We start from the raw sequence: 15,160 nt of genomic DNA, 5'->3' as shown, positions 1-15,160 counted from the left end.
ATCTGGTGGTCTACCTGGTGGGAAGGCTGTGCCTGACCTTGTCCGGTTGCGAAGGAAGAACCGGGGCGAGGCGCGTCGAAGGCGTGGCTTCATCAGAGCCGTCCCGACGGCGCCGGGGAAGGGGCGGGGCCGTCCCGACCTGTCCGAACCTGTCCCGGACGGCGGAACGACCTGGTGGGCGCGACTGCGACGGGCGGACCTTGACCGGCCGGCCGTCCCCTCCTAAGTTTCATGCTGAGGAAACAAGCTTCCATGAAGCGGAATAATGGCCGGCGTGCCGCTGGTGGTCACGACGCGCCGCGACCCGAGGAGAGGACGGCGATGGGCGGGTTCGACCTCGTGTTCCTGGCTCGACGGGTGATCACCCCGGCCGGTGAGGCGGCCAGGGCGGTGGGTGTTCGGGACGGTCGGATCGCCGCGGTCGCACCCCTGGACGCCGGCCTGACCGGCGACCGCGTGGTCGAGCTGGCCGACGACGAGGTCCTGCTGCCCGGACTGGTCGACACGCACGTCCACGTCAACGAGCCGGGGCGCACCGAGTGGGAGGGCTTCGCGACCGCGACCAGGGCCGCGGCGGCCGGCGGCGTCACCACCCTCGTCGACATGCCGCTCAACTCGATCCCGCCCACCACCGACGTGGCCGCGCTGGAGACCAAACGCGCCGCCGCCGAGGGCCAGTGCCACGTCGACGTCGGCTTCTGGGGCGGCGCGGTCCCCGGCAACGTCGCCGAGCTGCGCGGCCTGCACGACGCGGGCGTGTTCGGCTTCAAGTGCTTCCTGCTGCACTCCGGCGTGGACGAGTTCGCCCCGCTGGACGCCGCCGGCGTCGAGGCCGCGCTCCGGGAGCTGCGGACCTTCGACGGCCTGCTCATCGTCCACGCCGAGGACTCCGACGCCATCGACCGGGCGCCCACCGCGCACGGCGAGGACTACGGCGGCTTCCTGGCCTCGCGCCCCCGCGGCGCGGAGAACGTGGCCATCGCCCAGGTCATCGAGCTGGCCAGGTGGACCGGCGCGCGGGTGCACGTGCTGCACCTGTCCTCCTCGGACGCGCTGCCCATGATCGCCTCCGCGCGCCGAGACGGGGTCAGGATCACCGTCGAGACCTGCCCGCACTACCTGTCCTTCTGCGCCGAGGAGATCCCCGACGGCGCCACGCAGTTCAAGTGCTGCCCGCCGATCCGCGAGGCCGCCAACCGCGAGCTGCTGTGGCGCGGCCTGGCGGACGGGGTGATCGACTGCGTCGTCTCCGACCACTCGCCGTGCACGGTGGACCTCAAGCGGCTCGACATCGGCGACTTCGGCGTTGCGTGGGGCGGGATCGCGTCGGTGCAGCTCGGCCTGCCCGCCGTCTGGACGCACGCGCGCCAGCGCGGGCACACCCTGGCCGACGTCGTGCGCTGGATGGCCGAACGACCCGCCGACCTGGTCGGCCTGCGGCACAAGGGGCGCATCGCCCCCGGAGCCGACGCCGACTTCTGCGTCTTCGCCCCGGACGCGGCCTTCGTGGTCGACAGCGGGCTGCTGCACCACCGCAACCCGGTCACCCCGTACGCCGGGCGGCCGTTGGCCGGGGTGGTGCGCGGCACCTGGCTCCGGGGCGCCGAGCTGACCGGCGACCGACCGCTGGGACGACTTCTCCGGAGGGGTGACGCGTGACCGACAGTGCCTTCAGCGACTTCACCGACTTCACCGACTTCACTGACCTGCCCGACCTCGCCTCGCGCCGCGTCGGCGGCGCGGTGGTGTTCGCCAACGACGAGCTGTTCGCCGAGAAGGAGAACCTGATCCGACCGGAGGACGCGGTGTTCCAGCCGCACACCTTCGGCCACCGGGGGCAGGTCTACGACGGATGGGAGACGCGGCGCCGCAGGGAACCCGGGTTCGATTTCGCCGTCGTCCGGCTCGGCGTTCCCGGCGTGGTGCGCGGGGTCGTGGTGGACACCGCGTGGTTCCGGGGCAACTACCCGCCCGAGATCTCGGTCGAGGGGGCGTCGGTCGAGGGGTACCCGTCCCCGGCCGAGCTGGAGGAGGTCGAGTGGACGCCCCTGGTGCCGCGCTCCGCCGTCCAGGGCGACACCAGGAACTGCTTCCCGGTCGACGTCGAGCGACGCGTGACCCACGTGCGGCTGTGCCTCCACCCGGACGGCGGTGTCGCCCGCCTGCGGGTCCACGGCGAACCGGTCGCTGACCCGAGGGTGCTCGACGCCGCGCCGGTGGACCTCGCCGCGCTGGAGAGCGGGGCCACCGTTCTGGGCTGTAGCAACCGCTTCTACTCCTCGCCGACCAACCTCATCGCCCCCGGGCAGGCGCGGGTGATGGGGGAGGGCTGGGAGACCGCCCGGCGTCGGGACGACGGCAACGACTGGGTGTTCCTGCGACTGGCCGAGACCGGTCGGGTGCTGCTGGTCGAGCTGGACACCACCCACTTCGTCGGCAACGCGCCGGGGTGGGCGTCCGTGCGCGGCACGCTCGACCCGACCGACGAGGACGGCTGGTTCGACATCCTTCCGCGCACGCGTCTGCAACCCGACACCCGGCACCTCTTCCCGGTCGGGGTCGACAGGGACGTGTCCCACGTGCGACTCGACGTCTACCCGGACGGCGGCATGGCCCGCCTGCGGCTGTACGGCGCGCTCACCCCGTCGGCCAGGGAGAGGCTGGGGGTGCGGTGGTTCGACCTGCTCGGCAACCAGCAGGCCCACGACGTGGTGCGCCCACTTGGACTGTCTGATGTGGACATTGACGCGCTCGTGGCGGAACGGCCCTACCGCGACCCGATGAGCCTGCGCAAGGCGCTCGCCGCGATCGGGCAGGAGAGCCTGACCCGGTTCCTGCTCGGGAGCTGAGCTACCCGCTCGGTCAGCAGACGGGAAGCCGGCATCCGGGTGATTCTGGCGCTGTGGCACGCTGCCCCGGTGATCCAGTTGCGCACCGTGCGGGACGAGGAGCTGACCGCCGACGAGCTGGCCGAGCTGCGCGCCTTCCTGAACGCCGCGTACGACCACGAGTTCGGCGACGAGGACTGGCGGCACGCGCGGGGCGGCAGCCACGTCCTCGGGCTCGTCGGCGCTGAGCTTGTGGCGCACGCCGCCGTCGTCCCCCGGAACCTCCGCTCCGGCTCCCGCGTCTGGCGGACCGGCTACGTCGAGGCCGTCGGCGTGCGCCAGGACCAGCGCGGACACGGACACGGCCGCACCGTGATGCTGAAGGCCGCCGAGCACCTCCGCGCGACCTACGAGCTGGGCGCGTTGTCCGCCGGACCGCAGAACTGGCCCTTCTACGAACGCCTCGGCTGGCTGCGGTGGACCGGCCCCACCTTCGTGGAGGTGCGGGGCGAGCAACGCCGCACCGCCGAGGACGACGGAGAGGTGTTCGTCCTGCCCACTCCGGCGACCGGTGAGTTCGATCGGACCGAGCCACTCGTCTGCGAGTGGCGCTCCGGCGACGCCTGGTGAGAGCTCCGAACGCAGAGAGATCCCCACCAACGCCGCGTTTCCGGCGACGTTGGTGGGGATCTCTCACTTACCGCTTCCGGCTACCCGTTGTACGCGGTGATGAAGTCAGCCGGTCTGTGGCTCAGATTCCGGTGCATGATGTTGTCGTCACCCTCGTTGGTCAACACCTCCAGGATCACTTTGGTCATCGGCCCCGAGTGTTCACGCCACTCATCCGAACCCTGGCTGTAGTAGGCGATCGGCCATTCGTCCGGGTTGGCGGACTGGGTGAGCCAGAAGAACATCCCGCCTTGGAGGTCGTCTCCCCAGGGCAGCAGTCCGCCGGGCTCGGGGAACAGTCGGTAGTCGACACCTTCCAGGTACTCCAGATCCTCGTCGCCGATGACCTCCAGCACCTCGTCGACGTTGGCCTTGAAACGTTGCCACCAGTCATCGTCCTCGACTGGGCTGTGCATCCGAACCGAGTTGCGGAAAACTCCCGAAGGAAACCGGGAGAACAGCTCCTTGTAGTCGGTGGGGAGCAGAGTTCCGAGGCCGTGTTCCACCGTTAACCAGTCCAGGCCGGGGCGGAAGTCTCGTTCCCATCCGACGGTCCGAGCAATATCGTCCACAAAGGAACTAGCCTGCCTGTGGCTCATGGTTTCTCCTGGTAGATGGGTTGGCTGCGTCATAGTGAACGCTACCATCTAGCATCGCTTCTTCTTCAGCGCCCCGCCGGGAACGTTCTCGATGGTGGCTTGGCAGTGAAATCCCTTGTCTCCCATCGCATCAATGAAGATCCATTGAGGAATAGGGTGGTCCTTGCTCGGGTACTGGACCCAGGCCCGGTAATACACCATCTGTTTGGCGTTGTTCTTTCCATTCACCGCCCTGGTGACCGCGTTCTCAATGATTTTTACATCCGAGATGTTCACATTTTTGTACTGAGGGACGATGTTGTCCACCTTGTTGGAACCGTGTAGTCGCGCTGCGATGATGTGGCCGCGATGCATTTCTAGCCCTTTTTTGTGGGGCTCTGGCGGGAATCCGGCCGGGGTTTCTCTTTCTTCATCATTCTTGGTTGTGGTTTCCAGGCAGACGGTGCCACCGGTGGCTCGTTTTTCGTCCTTGCCCATGTACTTGAAGGGCTCCATGGGAGCGTTGAAGGCCACGTCGACCGGCATGACTTTGCTGAAGCAGGGGTCGAACTCCAGCCTGCTCTTGAGCGGGTCGAGGCGGGCGCCTGGATTGGGTTCGACCTTGGGTGCGGGCTTGTTGGCTTCCTTCTCCTTGTCGATGACCTGGCAGGTGGTCTGGTTGTGGACGAGGACCGGGGTTCCTGCGGCGATGACGTAGTAGGTGTGCAGGTCGGCGACGGTGAGGTTGTGGACGGTCAGGGTTTCGGTGCGCGTGGCCGTGCCGGTGACGGAGACCGAAGCGCCTTGGTCGGTGCGGAGCTGGTCACCCGGTCGCAGGTCCTTGGCGTCGATCCACTTCTGGTGGTTGGTGGCCCAGAAGGGGTGCTTGTCGGTGGCGGTGAGGGTGCCCTCTCCGCCGTTCTCACCGCGCACTCGGACGTCGACGAGGTGCTTCTCGCCGGAGCCGGTGATGAGGTCGGTGACGGGCTTGGGTTCGGTGCGCCCAGTCGTCGGATCAGTGGCGAGAACAAGGTCGCCGACGGCGATGTCCTTGATGGGTTTGCGGGTGCCGTTGGCGAGCAGAACCAGGGTGTCGGGGGTGAAGCTGTTGCCCGGCGTGCGGCACTTGATGAGCTGCCGGATCAGGTCCTTGATGTTGTTGGCGGTGCGTCGGGCCGCGGCCACGGCGTCCTTGAAGGTGCGGAGGCCCTTGACGATGCGGACGACGGCGGAGATGGCGTTGGGGATCTTGCCGAGCACTGACGCCAGTTTGAGGATGGGGAAGGCGTTGATGACGGTCATCACGCAGGAGATGAAGTCGCCCTGGGTGAAGCAGCGTTTGGCGTCGTTGTAGCCGATCAGCTCCAGGAGGATGTCCCCGCCCTGCTCGGAGATGAACGACATCAGGGTCTTGTTGGCTTGGGCGCGAGCGCGGTTGTACTCGTCGATGCCGGCCTGGCCCTTTTCGGCCCGGAGCGCCTCCGCCTCCTCCGCGGTCAGCTCGGGAAGCTGGCTCTCGTCGGTGATGGCCTCCTCGACCTCCTTGCGCTGTCGTTCCTCCTCCTCCCGGCGGAGCTGTTCCTGGAGGTCGGCTAACTGCGCCTGGAGTTCCTTCGCGTCGGCTTCGGCGTTCTTCAACCTGCTGTCGATGTCCTTGGCGTAGTTCTCGGCGCTGGTGGCTGACTGGTCCGCGTCCTTGGCGTGCTCCTGCGCGCGGTTGGCGGCGGCCCGCGCCGCGTCAGCGTCCCGCTGGGCTTGGTCTGCGGCCTGCTTGGCGGCAGCCGCGTCCCGTTGGGCCCTGTCAGCGGCGGCACTGGCCTCGTTGGCGGCACGCGTCGCGTCATCGGCGGCTCTGCGGGCCGCGCGGGCGTCGGCCTCGGCCTGGTCGGCGAACCGTCCCGCCAGCGCCGCATCGGCGGCCGCCTGGTCGGCGGCGGCCCTGGCGGCCTTCGCATCAGCCTGAGCTTGCGCGTCGACGGCGTGCGCCTCTGCCGCGGCCTGGCGGGCTGCTGCGGCGTCGATCGCCGCTTCGGCCGCCGACCGCTGGGCGGCAGCGGCGGACTTGGCCGCCTCGGCCGCGGAGTTCGCCGCGTTGGCGGCGGCCTGGAAGGCCGGGGCGACCTCGCCCGTGGCGTTCTTGGCCGACTCAGCGGCCTTCTGCGCCTGCGCGGCCGCGTCAGCCGCCGCCTTCTGGGCGGCCTGGACCTGCGAGTCACCGACGTCCTTGGCCCGGTTGGCCACCATCACGACGAAGTCGGCATCGATGTCGGACTGGGCGAACGGGCTGGCCAAGTTGATCGCCTGATCAGCCGGGGCGGCGATGCCGGAGGCGGATCGCACCGCCGCCTCGGCCGCCCGAGTGGCGATCCCGGCCTGGGCGGCCGCCGTTGAGGCTTCCACCGCCGAGGCGTTGGCCTCATCCTGCGTACGATGAGCGGCGTCCAGAGTCGTGGCGGACTCCACCGCGGCCTGCTGCGCCAGGTTCACCGCGTTGCGCGCGTTTTCGGCGGCACGCGCTTCGGCAGCGGTAGCCTCCTCCGCTGCGGCCTTGGCCTTCACGGCCTCGGCGTGCACGGCGGCGGCTTCCCGCTCGGCGCGGGTGGCGGCCTCGTTCGCGCGCTCCGCCGCGGCCTGGGCCTCGTTGGCCGCGGCCCGGGCCTTCTCCGCCGCGACTTCGGCCTCCCTGGCTGCCGCACGGGCCTGCGCGGCAGCGGCCTGCGCTCGGTCGGCGTGGGCTCGCGCTCGCCCCGCTGCCGCATCGGCCTCGATAGCCGCCTGGCGGGACTTCGACGCCGCCGCCTGAGCCGCGTCGGCGTCCGCCCCGGCCTTGCGCGCCGCCTCCGCAGCCCGATTGGCCTCCGCGCGAGCTTCGCGTGCCGCGGCCCAGGCCTTGTCCTTGTCGGCCTGGATGACCTCGACGGCGTTCTGGGCGCGTTGGGCCAACGCCTCCAGCGCCTGGGCCTTCTTCTCCGTCGTCTCGGCCGACTGCCTCAGGTTCGCGGCATCCTCACGAGCCTGGTGTGCCTTGGCTTCCTCGTTGCGGGCGCTGTTATTGGCATCCTCAGCGATCTTCTCCTGCTGGCGCGCGTTCCTGGCCGCGTCCGCCGCGGTCTGCTCCTGCGCCTGGGCGTCCATCCGCCTCTGTGAGGCGATCCGTTGCTGCGCCTCGGCTTCCTGCCGCTTCTGGTTGGCGATCTCCGCTTCCCGCTTCGCGGCCTCCCGCTGCTGGGCCGCCTCCCGCTGCTTGGCCTCAGCCTCCTGACGCTTGGTCTCGGCTTCCCTGCGCCAGCGCTCGGCTTCCTGACGCTTGGTCGCGGCCACATCACGCTCACGCTCGGCGTCGGCGCGGGCCTGCTTCACCTTCTCGGCATGCATTCTGGCGTTGTGCAGCGCGGCTTCGGCGTCCCCGCGTGCACGCTTGGACTGCGCGGCGGCCTCGGCGGCCGCGGTCGCCTGTTCCTGCGCGGCCTGGGCCAGCCGGGCGGCGGCAGCGGCGTGGGATTCGGCGTTGGCGCGCCAGCGTTTGGCGTTCTCCTCGTGCGCCTTGGCCTTGGCCGCGGCGTCAGTGGCCGCGGCCTCCGCTCCGATCGCATCCACCGCGTGGGCGGCGGTCTCCGCCGCGCCCTTGGCGGCCTCGGCCGAGCCGGCCATGCCCTGCACGACCTTGGCCCACTGTGCCCCGTGCGGCATCCCGTTCTTCAGCAGGATGTCCACCTGTGTACTCGCCCCGGCCGCCGCAGCCTTGGCGTCCTGCGCGTCCTTCGCGGCGTAGCCGACGAAACGGGCGACCTCGTCCTTGGCCCGCTGATACAACTCCGGATGGTAGGAACCCCCGGCCTGATCGGAGGCCAGGGTCCTGGCGGCCTCGCGGGAGACGTTCGCCGCCGAGGTCATGTCGTTGGCGGCGCGCTCCAATGCCCGCACGCCATCCGCATGCGCGGCAAGGAGGTTCTGGCGGGCGCGCATCGCCCGCGCGGTCCGCTGCGCTGCCTCGGAGGCCGCCTCGGCCTCCTTGCGCTTGCGCTCCAACTCCTCCAGCTGCTTGTCCCGCGCCTGCGCGTCCCGCTTGGCCGCAGCGAGGTAGCCGGTCTTCAGGAACTCCTCGATCGCGGCGTCACCCGCCGCCAAGGCGGCCTTCGCGGCGGCGGAGACCTCCGGGGTGCCCCGATCGGCCGCCAGCTGCACGTGCGCGCGCCGGCGTTGCTTGAGTTCCTTGTCGAAGGCGCCGTCCCGGCGGTCCTGCTCGGCGGCGATGTCCCGCCCGAACGCCAGGAAGTCCGCGCGGTCATGGGCGTTGCCCTTCAACGCCCGCTCCACCGCGGCGTTGAACGCCGGACCACCCGTCCCTGCCAGGGCCTCGATCAGAGCGCGGTTACGGGCGTCCGCCTCGTCCTTGCGTTTCTTGGCCAGGGCCTTGGCGTCCTGTTGCCCGTGGTCGAAGAACTGCTGGATCGCCCCGGTATCTCCGGCCTCGGCCTTCTTCAACGTCTCGCGGGCGGCGACCCGGACTTCCTCGTCCTCGTCGAACGCGGCGATGTCCGCGATCAGGTCCAGCTGCAACTGCCGCAGCACGGCATCCTGATCCGGGTCGCCCTCCGCCGGTTGTGCTGACGGTTTGTTCTCGGCAGTGGCACGTTGCGCCGGCGACTGGGACTGACCGCGCAGCCCCACCCACCCGGTGGGAAGGGCGGCGGCCGTTCCCTGCGCGGCGGCCGCCGCCATCAGCATCGTGGTCAGGGCCAGCACGACGGCCCTGCGTGACCACTTCGAGGCTAACTTTCCACGTCGCGATCTTCGCGACAGTCTTCTCATCGCGCGCACACTCCAGATATCAAAGAGCAGACAACATCAGACAGGTGAAACAGGTGAAACAACGAAAGAAAGTGCGACTGATTTCAGGGGCGTTTGGTCATGCGGTCGTAACCAGCCTGCGACTGCACCCACACATCCGCCCACTGACGGGACTGATCCCCGGCGAAAGCGTTCTCCCCAGCCCAGTTGTCACGATTCTTCTTCGCACCCGAGGCGATCGCCGACCACACCGGCCCGGCCTCGGTGTTCGCCCGGTCGATCACCGCCTGCCAGTACCGGGCCTGCTCGGCGCACAGCTTCTGCTCGTCCTCCCACGCCTTGCGGGCCGCCTCGGCCTTCTCGCGGCTCGTGGCCCACGCCCGCGCCGCCACCGCCCGAGCCTGCTCCGCGGCCGCATCCCCCGCTGCCAGCGCCTCCCGCTCCGCCTCCTGCGCGTCAGCCACCAGCCCGGGGATCACCGCCAGGAACCGGACACCGGCATCCTGCGAACGCAGCCGGAAGATCTCCACGTCCACCGCCGCCGCGGCCATCCACCCCGTGGCGTAGAACGCCCGAATGTCCGCATCCGTAGCACCAGGGCGCAGGGCGTGCTGGGCGGCCAGACGCACCTGCTCACCTGGATCACTTTGCGCCAGCAGCCGCACGAAGTCCCGCTCGGCCTGGGCGATCACCTGCCGGTGCTGCTCATCAGCCTCACGGGCCGCGTCATCCAGCGCCTTGGCCTCCGCGAAACCCGTCCGCGCGAACCGCTCCCGGTCCGCGTCGGTGCCCTTCAGGGCTTGTTGCGCGGCGGCGTGCACTCGCGGGGAGAACTGCGGGCTGTAGGTGTTGGCCACGCGCTGGGCGAAGTCCCGGTTCCGGGCGGCGTTCTGCTGGGCGCGTTCGCGGGCCTCCTGGTACCCCGACGTCACGAACCGCCGCAGCGCGGGTTCTCCTTCGTCTGAGCGCAGGGCCTGCCATGCCGCCACCCGGACCAACGCCTCAGAGTGATAGAGCGCCACTTGGCGCACCATCGGATACCATGGCGACTGCTCAATAGCCGTAGCCCGTGCTCCGATTCGGCTAACGGGAACAGGCTCTGCTGCGGCATCGGCCGCAGGTGCCGCGAACATCGTTGCTACCAAGAGCCCAGTAACCGCAGCGCCTAACCTCATCACAGCCTCGTTACTCTTCGGAGTTGTGCCGTTACGCGGACGCTGGACTATGTCACAACACCCGCCATCCATACAGTTACTAATGATCTTGGTCACACGCTGTAACGCCGCGATGGTCACGACGGCGTCTCGGTTCGACAACGGTTAGGCCGTCGGGTTGACCACTAATTCTCGCTGGTCGCACGATCCGAACGTGTGTGTGAATATCACATACTTTTCACATGTTCACTCCCTTATGGAGGACCTTCTTTGAGTAAATTCCGAAGACCGGCCCCCGATTGGCGGTCGCGCCACCTGTTAAGCGGGATCGCGCTCGGGATCGCGGTTACCGCGGCCGTCGGACTGACCCTTCCCTCGGTGGCCTCGGCGTCCCCGCAGCCAGCGCAACCCGCGGCCACCACTGGGCAACCGCCCACATACACTCCTTCACCCGGAGCGGGCGACCCGGGATCGCAGCGTGAGTCGAAGGTGCCCTCGTTATCGGTTGACAAGCCACCTGAGAAGCCCAAGACACCGGAACAGCAGAAACCCAATGTGGAGCGAGCGCCGTTGCCGCAGTCCACTGACGTGGAGAAGGGCAAGGCGGCAGCGGAATTAGGCATCGTCGCCGGTCCGGAGTTGCTGGTGCTCAGTGACCGCAACTTCACGGCAGCGATGTACTACGCGGCGGATGATCTGGACAAGCCGCACCCTTTGGAGCCTGAGCATCAGAAGGTGAAGGAGGCGGCCATCGCCGCCCTCGGGACCGGCGACGCCGAGTGCACCGCCTTCATCAAGACCGGTATGGCCGCGGCGAACAAGGAAGACCAGCGGATCGTCGCCGAGCGCCGCAAGAAGCTGGAGGAGGACCGTTCGGTCAAGGCCAAGGCCGCGGGTGCTCTGGGTATCAAGGTCGACGACACTGTGTTGTCGAAGACCGTGCATGACTTCATCGTCTATCTGGAGCTCAACGCTGATCTCCACAAGGACGCGGCAGTGAAGGAGGCGGCGCGGGCGGCGTTGAAGGGCACCGCCGAGGCTCAGTGGACCTTCCTCACCGTCGGCGTCTTCGACGAGCACAAGAAGGACGTCGACCGCCTGATCCAGGAGGACAAGGAGAAGTCCGAGGCTGAGAAGGCCGCGGCGTTGGCGCGGGAGGCAAAGGCCAATGCCGCATGGCACGCCCTGGGGATCAGGGCCGACGACGCCCTGGTCAACCTGAGCGACCGAGACTTCGTCGTGGAGATCTGGAACCGCGCTCCCCGTGGCACCGAGGTGTACGGCGCCGCCGAGGCCGCCGTGCGCAGCCACAATCCCGCTGACTGGAAGCAGTTCATCGACAAGGGGGCCAGGGACGCGCGGCAACGAGACGTCGAGAACGAACTAAGGAAACGTGACGAAGAATACGTTCGTCAGATTGTCGCGATCCGTACGCGAGCTGCGAACAGCAGGGTACATCCCGCGCTGGTCGCTGCAGCCGACGCGGCGCTCGCCGGAAACCCGCTTGATCGTGAGCGATTCCTTCGGGTCGATCAGTACCAAAATTTGACTCAATCCATTCGAAGCGGGGACACCAAGGACACCGATCTCTACCTTACCGACAGCAACGGTGCTGCCGTCCTCACGAGGTGGCAGCAAGGGAAACACCCAGAACAGGCATGGAAGGTCGAAGTCGGACTCAGTGATCCTACGTGCGTCTCGCTCCAGTCTGTCGCGCGCCCCAACGCCTACCTTCGTTGGCGCAAGAACGCGAACGACGGAACATCCATCACCGTCGACCCTCACGACGGAACGAATGCCTTCAGGGTTGAGGCGACTTGGTGCGTGACCAGCAAAACAGAGGGCGTCTACTTTCATCCGATCAGCGACCCGGATCGGATCCTGTACGTTCCGAGACCGCGGGACTTCGAGCGCATAAGCGCGTTCGATTGGTACGTCGAGCCTCCAGAGCCTCTTTTTCCCGCCGATCGGCGCTATGCGGCAGACAAAAAGCTGAGGGAAAGTCTCGGCAAGCCAATCCGTGAGGCTGTCATCGGTCATGATGACACGGGCTACCGGGAGTACGAAAAAGGGCGGCTCTACCGAACTCGTGATGACTGCGAGTTCGTGGTCTGCTTTGGGGTGCACGTGATCTACAACGGTCCGGTTCTGGACAAGTTCCTGCAACTGGGTGGCCCGTCCGCCCTCACCGGCGTCCTCAACGACCAGGTGCCGGCCAAGGACGGAAAGGGTCAGGTCCTGTGGATCGAGAGGCCCAAGCTGGGTAACCAGCACCTCTACATCATGTGGAGTCAGGCGACTGGTGCCCACGTGGTCTACGGGCTGATCGGGGAGACCTGGTCCAACGCGGGCAGGGAGACCGGACCGTTCGGGTACCCCGTCACGGACGAGTCCGGGTTCGGCAACGAAGGCAACCGGTTCAACCACTTCACGGGTGGCTCGATCTACTACCTGCCAAAGAGCGGTATCCGGACGACCAGGGGCGAGTTCCACAAGAAGTTCGCGTCGCTGGGGTACCACGACGGCCCGTTGGGCTACCCGGTTACTGAGGAGACCAGCTTCGGTAAGGAGGGCGGGCGCTTCCAGCGGTTCTCCGGCGGGTCGATCTACTACACGCCGAAGACCGGCGTCGTGGCTCTCTACGGGGACATTCACAAGAAGTTCGCTGACCTCGGCTATGAGGGTGCTCTGGGGTATCCGTTGAACGAGGCCGCGGCCACGTCGGATGGTGTGGGCCGGTACGTCAACTTCAGTAGTGGCGGGGCGATCTACTGGCACCCCACCACTGGTGCGCATCTGGTGCTCGGGGCCATCCGGGGCAAGTGGAACGAGCTGGGGGCGGAGAAGTCCTACCTGGGCTATCCGACGACGGATGAGTTCGACCTGCCCAAGGGGCGGCGTAGCGTGTTCCAGGGCGGTCGGATCGACTGGAGCAACGACGGCGGCCACACGGTCGCCTACAAGGTCCTCACCATGACGCCGGGCGCGATCGCGCTCAAGGGTGTCCAATCAGGGCGGTGCCTGCAGGTGGCGGGCCTGATCGGCGGCGACGCGCAAGCCGACCTGGCGGGAACCGAGATCTGGGACTGCTTCGGCGGCGCCCCCAAGCAGATGTGGGACCTGGTTGACCTGGGCGGGAGCAAGTACGCGCTCAAGAACCGAAACTCGGGCAAGTGCCTGGATCTTCGTCACGGCGACCTGAGCAACACCAACCCGATCGTGCAGTTCACTTGCCACTACGGCTCTACTCAGCAGTGGGAGTTCACCACGGCGGCGGATGACTCGGTGGCGGTGCGAAGCGTGCATTCGGCCAAGGTCATCGATGTTCTGGACCATCGGACGGAGAACGGGTCGGTGGTACTGCAGTGGGCGGATCTGGGTGGGGCCAACCAGCGTTGGACCGTAATCAGGTGAGTGCGAGGTAGGGCTGTGCGGGTCCGGTTCCGGGCTTCACCCGGGGCCGGACCCGCCAGCTATGGCACGTGCCCACCTCGTCGCTCATGAGGTCGACCAGCAGGGAAATCAAATGGCCAGAGCACATCCCTGTCTGGGACGGTGGGGCGGCTTTCCTGTCGTTCGTGTGGCGCAACGGGAGTGTCCTCCGCGCGCTCCTGGGCGAAGTCGAACCGGAGCCATGCGAGGAAACGATGAGGACATGCCCGAATTCGGACTGTGCTTCGGCCTCAGGATTCCCCGAGACCTTCCCCTAAAATCAGTTGAGGCGGATGGCGCACACGGACGTGGGAGGCGTGCGCGAGTAGCCGGGGCACTGGCTCGGTCGGGGTGTTGAGTGGTTCGACAAGAAGGACAGGCCGGCGGGGTGGAAGACCCTGCGGGGAGCGGATCGCCAACATCTCTCAGGAGTGGCGGTAGGCCGCCGGTCCCGGCCCTGACCTGGTCCTGACCCCGGTGGAGTGGGACCGGGAGTGGGACGCGCCACCGTTCGGCCTCCACTTCCGGTCGTGGCCGGTGGCGTCCGGAAGTGGACATTAGAGTCAAAAGGGTGAATGCTCTCGCGCTGCCCCGCTGGTCCGTCGTCGTCCCTCCACTGAGCGTGCTGGTCCTCGCCGTCGGATGGGGACGGGCGAGCCTCGGGGTGGCGCTGCTCGTGCTCGTCTGCCTGGCGTTGGCTGGGGCGGTGATCGCCGCCGTGCACCACGCCGAGGTCGTCGCGCACCGGGTCGGCGAGCCGTTCGGCACGCTGGTCCTGGCCGTCGCGGTGACGGTGATCGAGGTCGCGCTCATCGTCACGTTGATGGCCTCGGGCGGCGACAAGGCCGCCTCCCTCGCCCGCGACACCGTGTTCGCCGCCATCATGATCACCTGCAACGGCATCGTCGGACTGGCGCTCCTGGTCGGGTCGTTGCGGCACCGGGTGCAGGAGTTCCGCGCCCACGCCTCCGGAGGCGCGTTCGCCGTCGTGCTCGCGCTGGTCACGCTGAGCCTGGTCCTGCCGACGTTCACCACCAGCAGCCCCGGGCCCACCTTCTCCGGCGCGCAGTTGGCCTTCGCCGGCGCGGCGTCGTTCGTGATGTACGGACTGTTCGTGTTCGTCCAGACCGTGCGCCACCGGGACTACTTCCTGCCCAAGGTGGACAGGACTCCCGACGACCACGCCGAGGCCCCGGCGACCCGCACGGCGCTGCTCAGCCTGGGCCTGCTGCTGATCTGCCTGGTCGCGGTCGTCGGGCTGGCCAAGACCGTGTCCCCGACGCTGGAGGCGGCCGTCGCGGCGGCGGGCGCGCCGGTGTCGCTGGTGGGCGTGCTGATCGCGTTGCTGGTGCTGATGCCCGAGACCGTCGCCGCCGTCCGGGCCGCGCTGCGCGACCGCCTCCAGGTGAGCCTGAACCTGGCGCTGGGGTCCGCGCTGGCCAGCATCGGCCTGACCATTCCGGCGATCGCCCTGGCCTCCCTCTGGCTGACCGGGCCGCTCGTGCTCGGCCTCGACGGCAAGGAACTCGTGCTCCTCGTGCTCACCGGCGGGGTGGGCACGCTCACGCTGGTCTCCGGCCGGGCGACGGTGCTCCAGGGCGCGGTGCACCTCATGGTCTTCAGCGCGTTCCTCCTCCTCGCCGTCACCCCGTGACCTCACGCGGGGGCGGACGCCGTTTCCCGCCGTGACGAAACCCGTTGCGTGGCG

Annotated in this window: 7 protein-coding genes and 1 pseudogene; 5 read left to right on the top strand and 3 right to left on the bottom strand. The window is 68.3% G+C overall.

All coding sequences use genetic code 11. The features are described from left to right. Positions 1-321 precede the first annotated feature (321 nt). From allB to LX15_RS09395, 3 genes and pseudogenes are all read left to right on the top strand, one after another. Complete coding sequence (gene allB, locus LX15_RS09405) at positions 322-1,659, top strand: allantoinase AllB (protein ID WP_253669132.1); 1,338 nt, start codon at positions 322-324, stop codon at positions 1,657-1,659. After that, positions 1,656-2,675 (top strand): annotated as a pseudogene (gene alc, locus LX15_RS09400) (allantoicase); the annotation flags it as partial. The gene allB and the pseudogene alc, both read left to right, overlap by 4 nt. 243 nt (positions 2,676-2,918) lie before the next feature. After that, positions 2,919-3,458: a GNAT family N-acetyltransferase gene (locus tag LX15_RS09395; protein ID WP_253669131.1), complete on the top strand. Its 540-nt coding sequence runs from the start codon at positions 2,919-2,921 to the stop codon at positions 3,456-3,458. Between the two features lie 80 nt (positions 3,459-3,538). On the opposite strand, the gene LX15_RS09390 is transcribed toward LX15_RS09395, so the two are convergent. The 3 genes from LX15_RS09390 to LX15_RS09380 all read right to left on the bottom strand — a co-directional run bounded on the left by LX15_RS09390 (position 3,539) and on the right by LX15_RS09380 (position 9,888). Beyond that, on the bottom strand, positions 3,539-4,096 hold the full coding sequence (locus LX15_RS09390; RefSeq protein ID WP_253669130.1) for an SMI1/KNR4 family protein: 558 nt from the start codon (positions 4,094-4,096) through the stop codon (positions 3,539-3,541). A gap of 48 nt (positions 4,097-4,144) precedes the next feature. Next, a complete protein-coding gene (locus LX15_RS09385) occupies positions 4,145-8,821 on the bottom strand; it encodes a polymorphic toxin-type HINT domain-containing protein (protein ID WP_253669129.1) in 4,677 nt (1,558 codons plus the stop codon). A gap of 149 nt (positions 8,822-8,970) precedes the next feature. Continuing rightward, complete coding sequence (locus tag LX15_RS09380; protein ID WP_253669128.1) at positions 8,971-9,888, bottom strand: hypothetical protein; 918 nt, start codon at positions 9,886-9,888, stop codon at positions 8,971-8,973. Positions 9,889-10,608: 720 nt separating this feature from the next. Here LX15_RS09380 and LX15_RS09375 point away from each other — a divergent pair. Together LX15_RS09375 and LX15_RS09370 are read left to right on the top strand one after the other, a co-directional pair. Beyond that, the gene (locus tag LX15_RS09375; protein ID WP_253669127.1) at positions 10,609-13,434 is read left to right on the top strand and encodes an RICIN domain-containing protein; all 2,826 of its coding nucleotides are present in this window, start codon (positions 10,609-10,611) and stop codon (positions 13,432-13,434) included. 589 nt (positions 13,435-14,023) lie between these two features. Then, the gene (locus tag LX15_RS09370) at positions 14,024-15,106 is read left to right on the top strand and encodes a calcium:cation antiporter (protein WP_253669126.1); all 1,083 of its coding nucleotides are present in this window, start codon (positions 14,024-14,026) and stop codon (positions 15,104-15,106) included. Positions 15,107-15,160: the final 54 nt, after the last annotated feature.

It is taken from the genome of Streptoalloteichus tenebrarius, assembly GCF_024171885.1.
Taxonomy (GTDB): Bacteria; Actinomycetota; Actinomycetes; order Mycobacteriales; family Pseudonocardiaceae; genus Streptoalloteichus; species Streptoalloteichus tenebrarius.
The sequence above is the reverse complement of the archived record's forward strand: the minus strand, read 5'-3'. Positions and strand labels throughout refer to the sequence as shown.

Bases quoted from the DNA above. Each gene is read 5' to 3' on its own strand.
- allB (WP_253669132.1), top strand. From the start codon at position 322: ATGGGCGGGTTCGACCTCGTGTTCCTGGCTCGACGGGTGATCACCCCG.
- LX15_RS09390 (WP_253669130.1), bottom strand. From the start codon at position 4,096: ATGAGCCACAGGCAGGCTAGTTCCTTTGTGGACGATATTGCTCGGACC.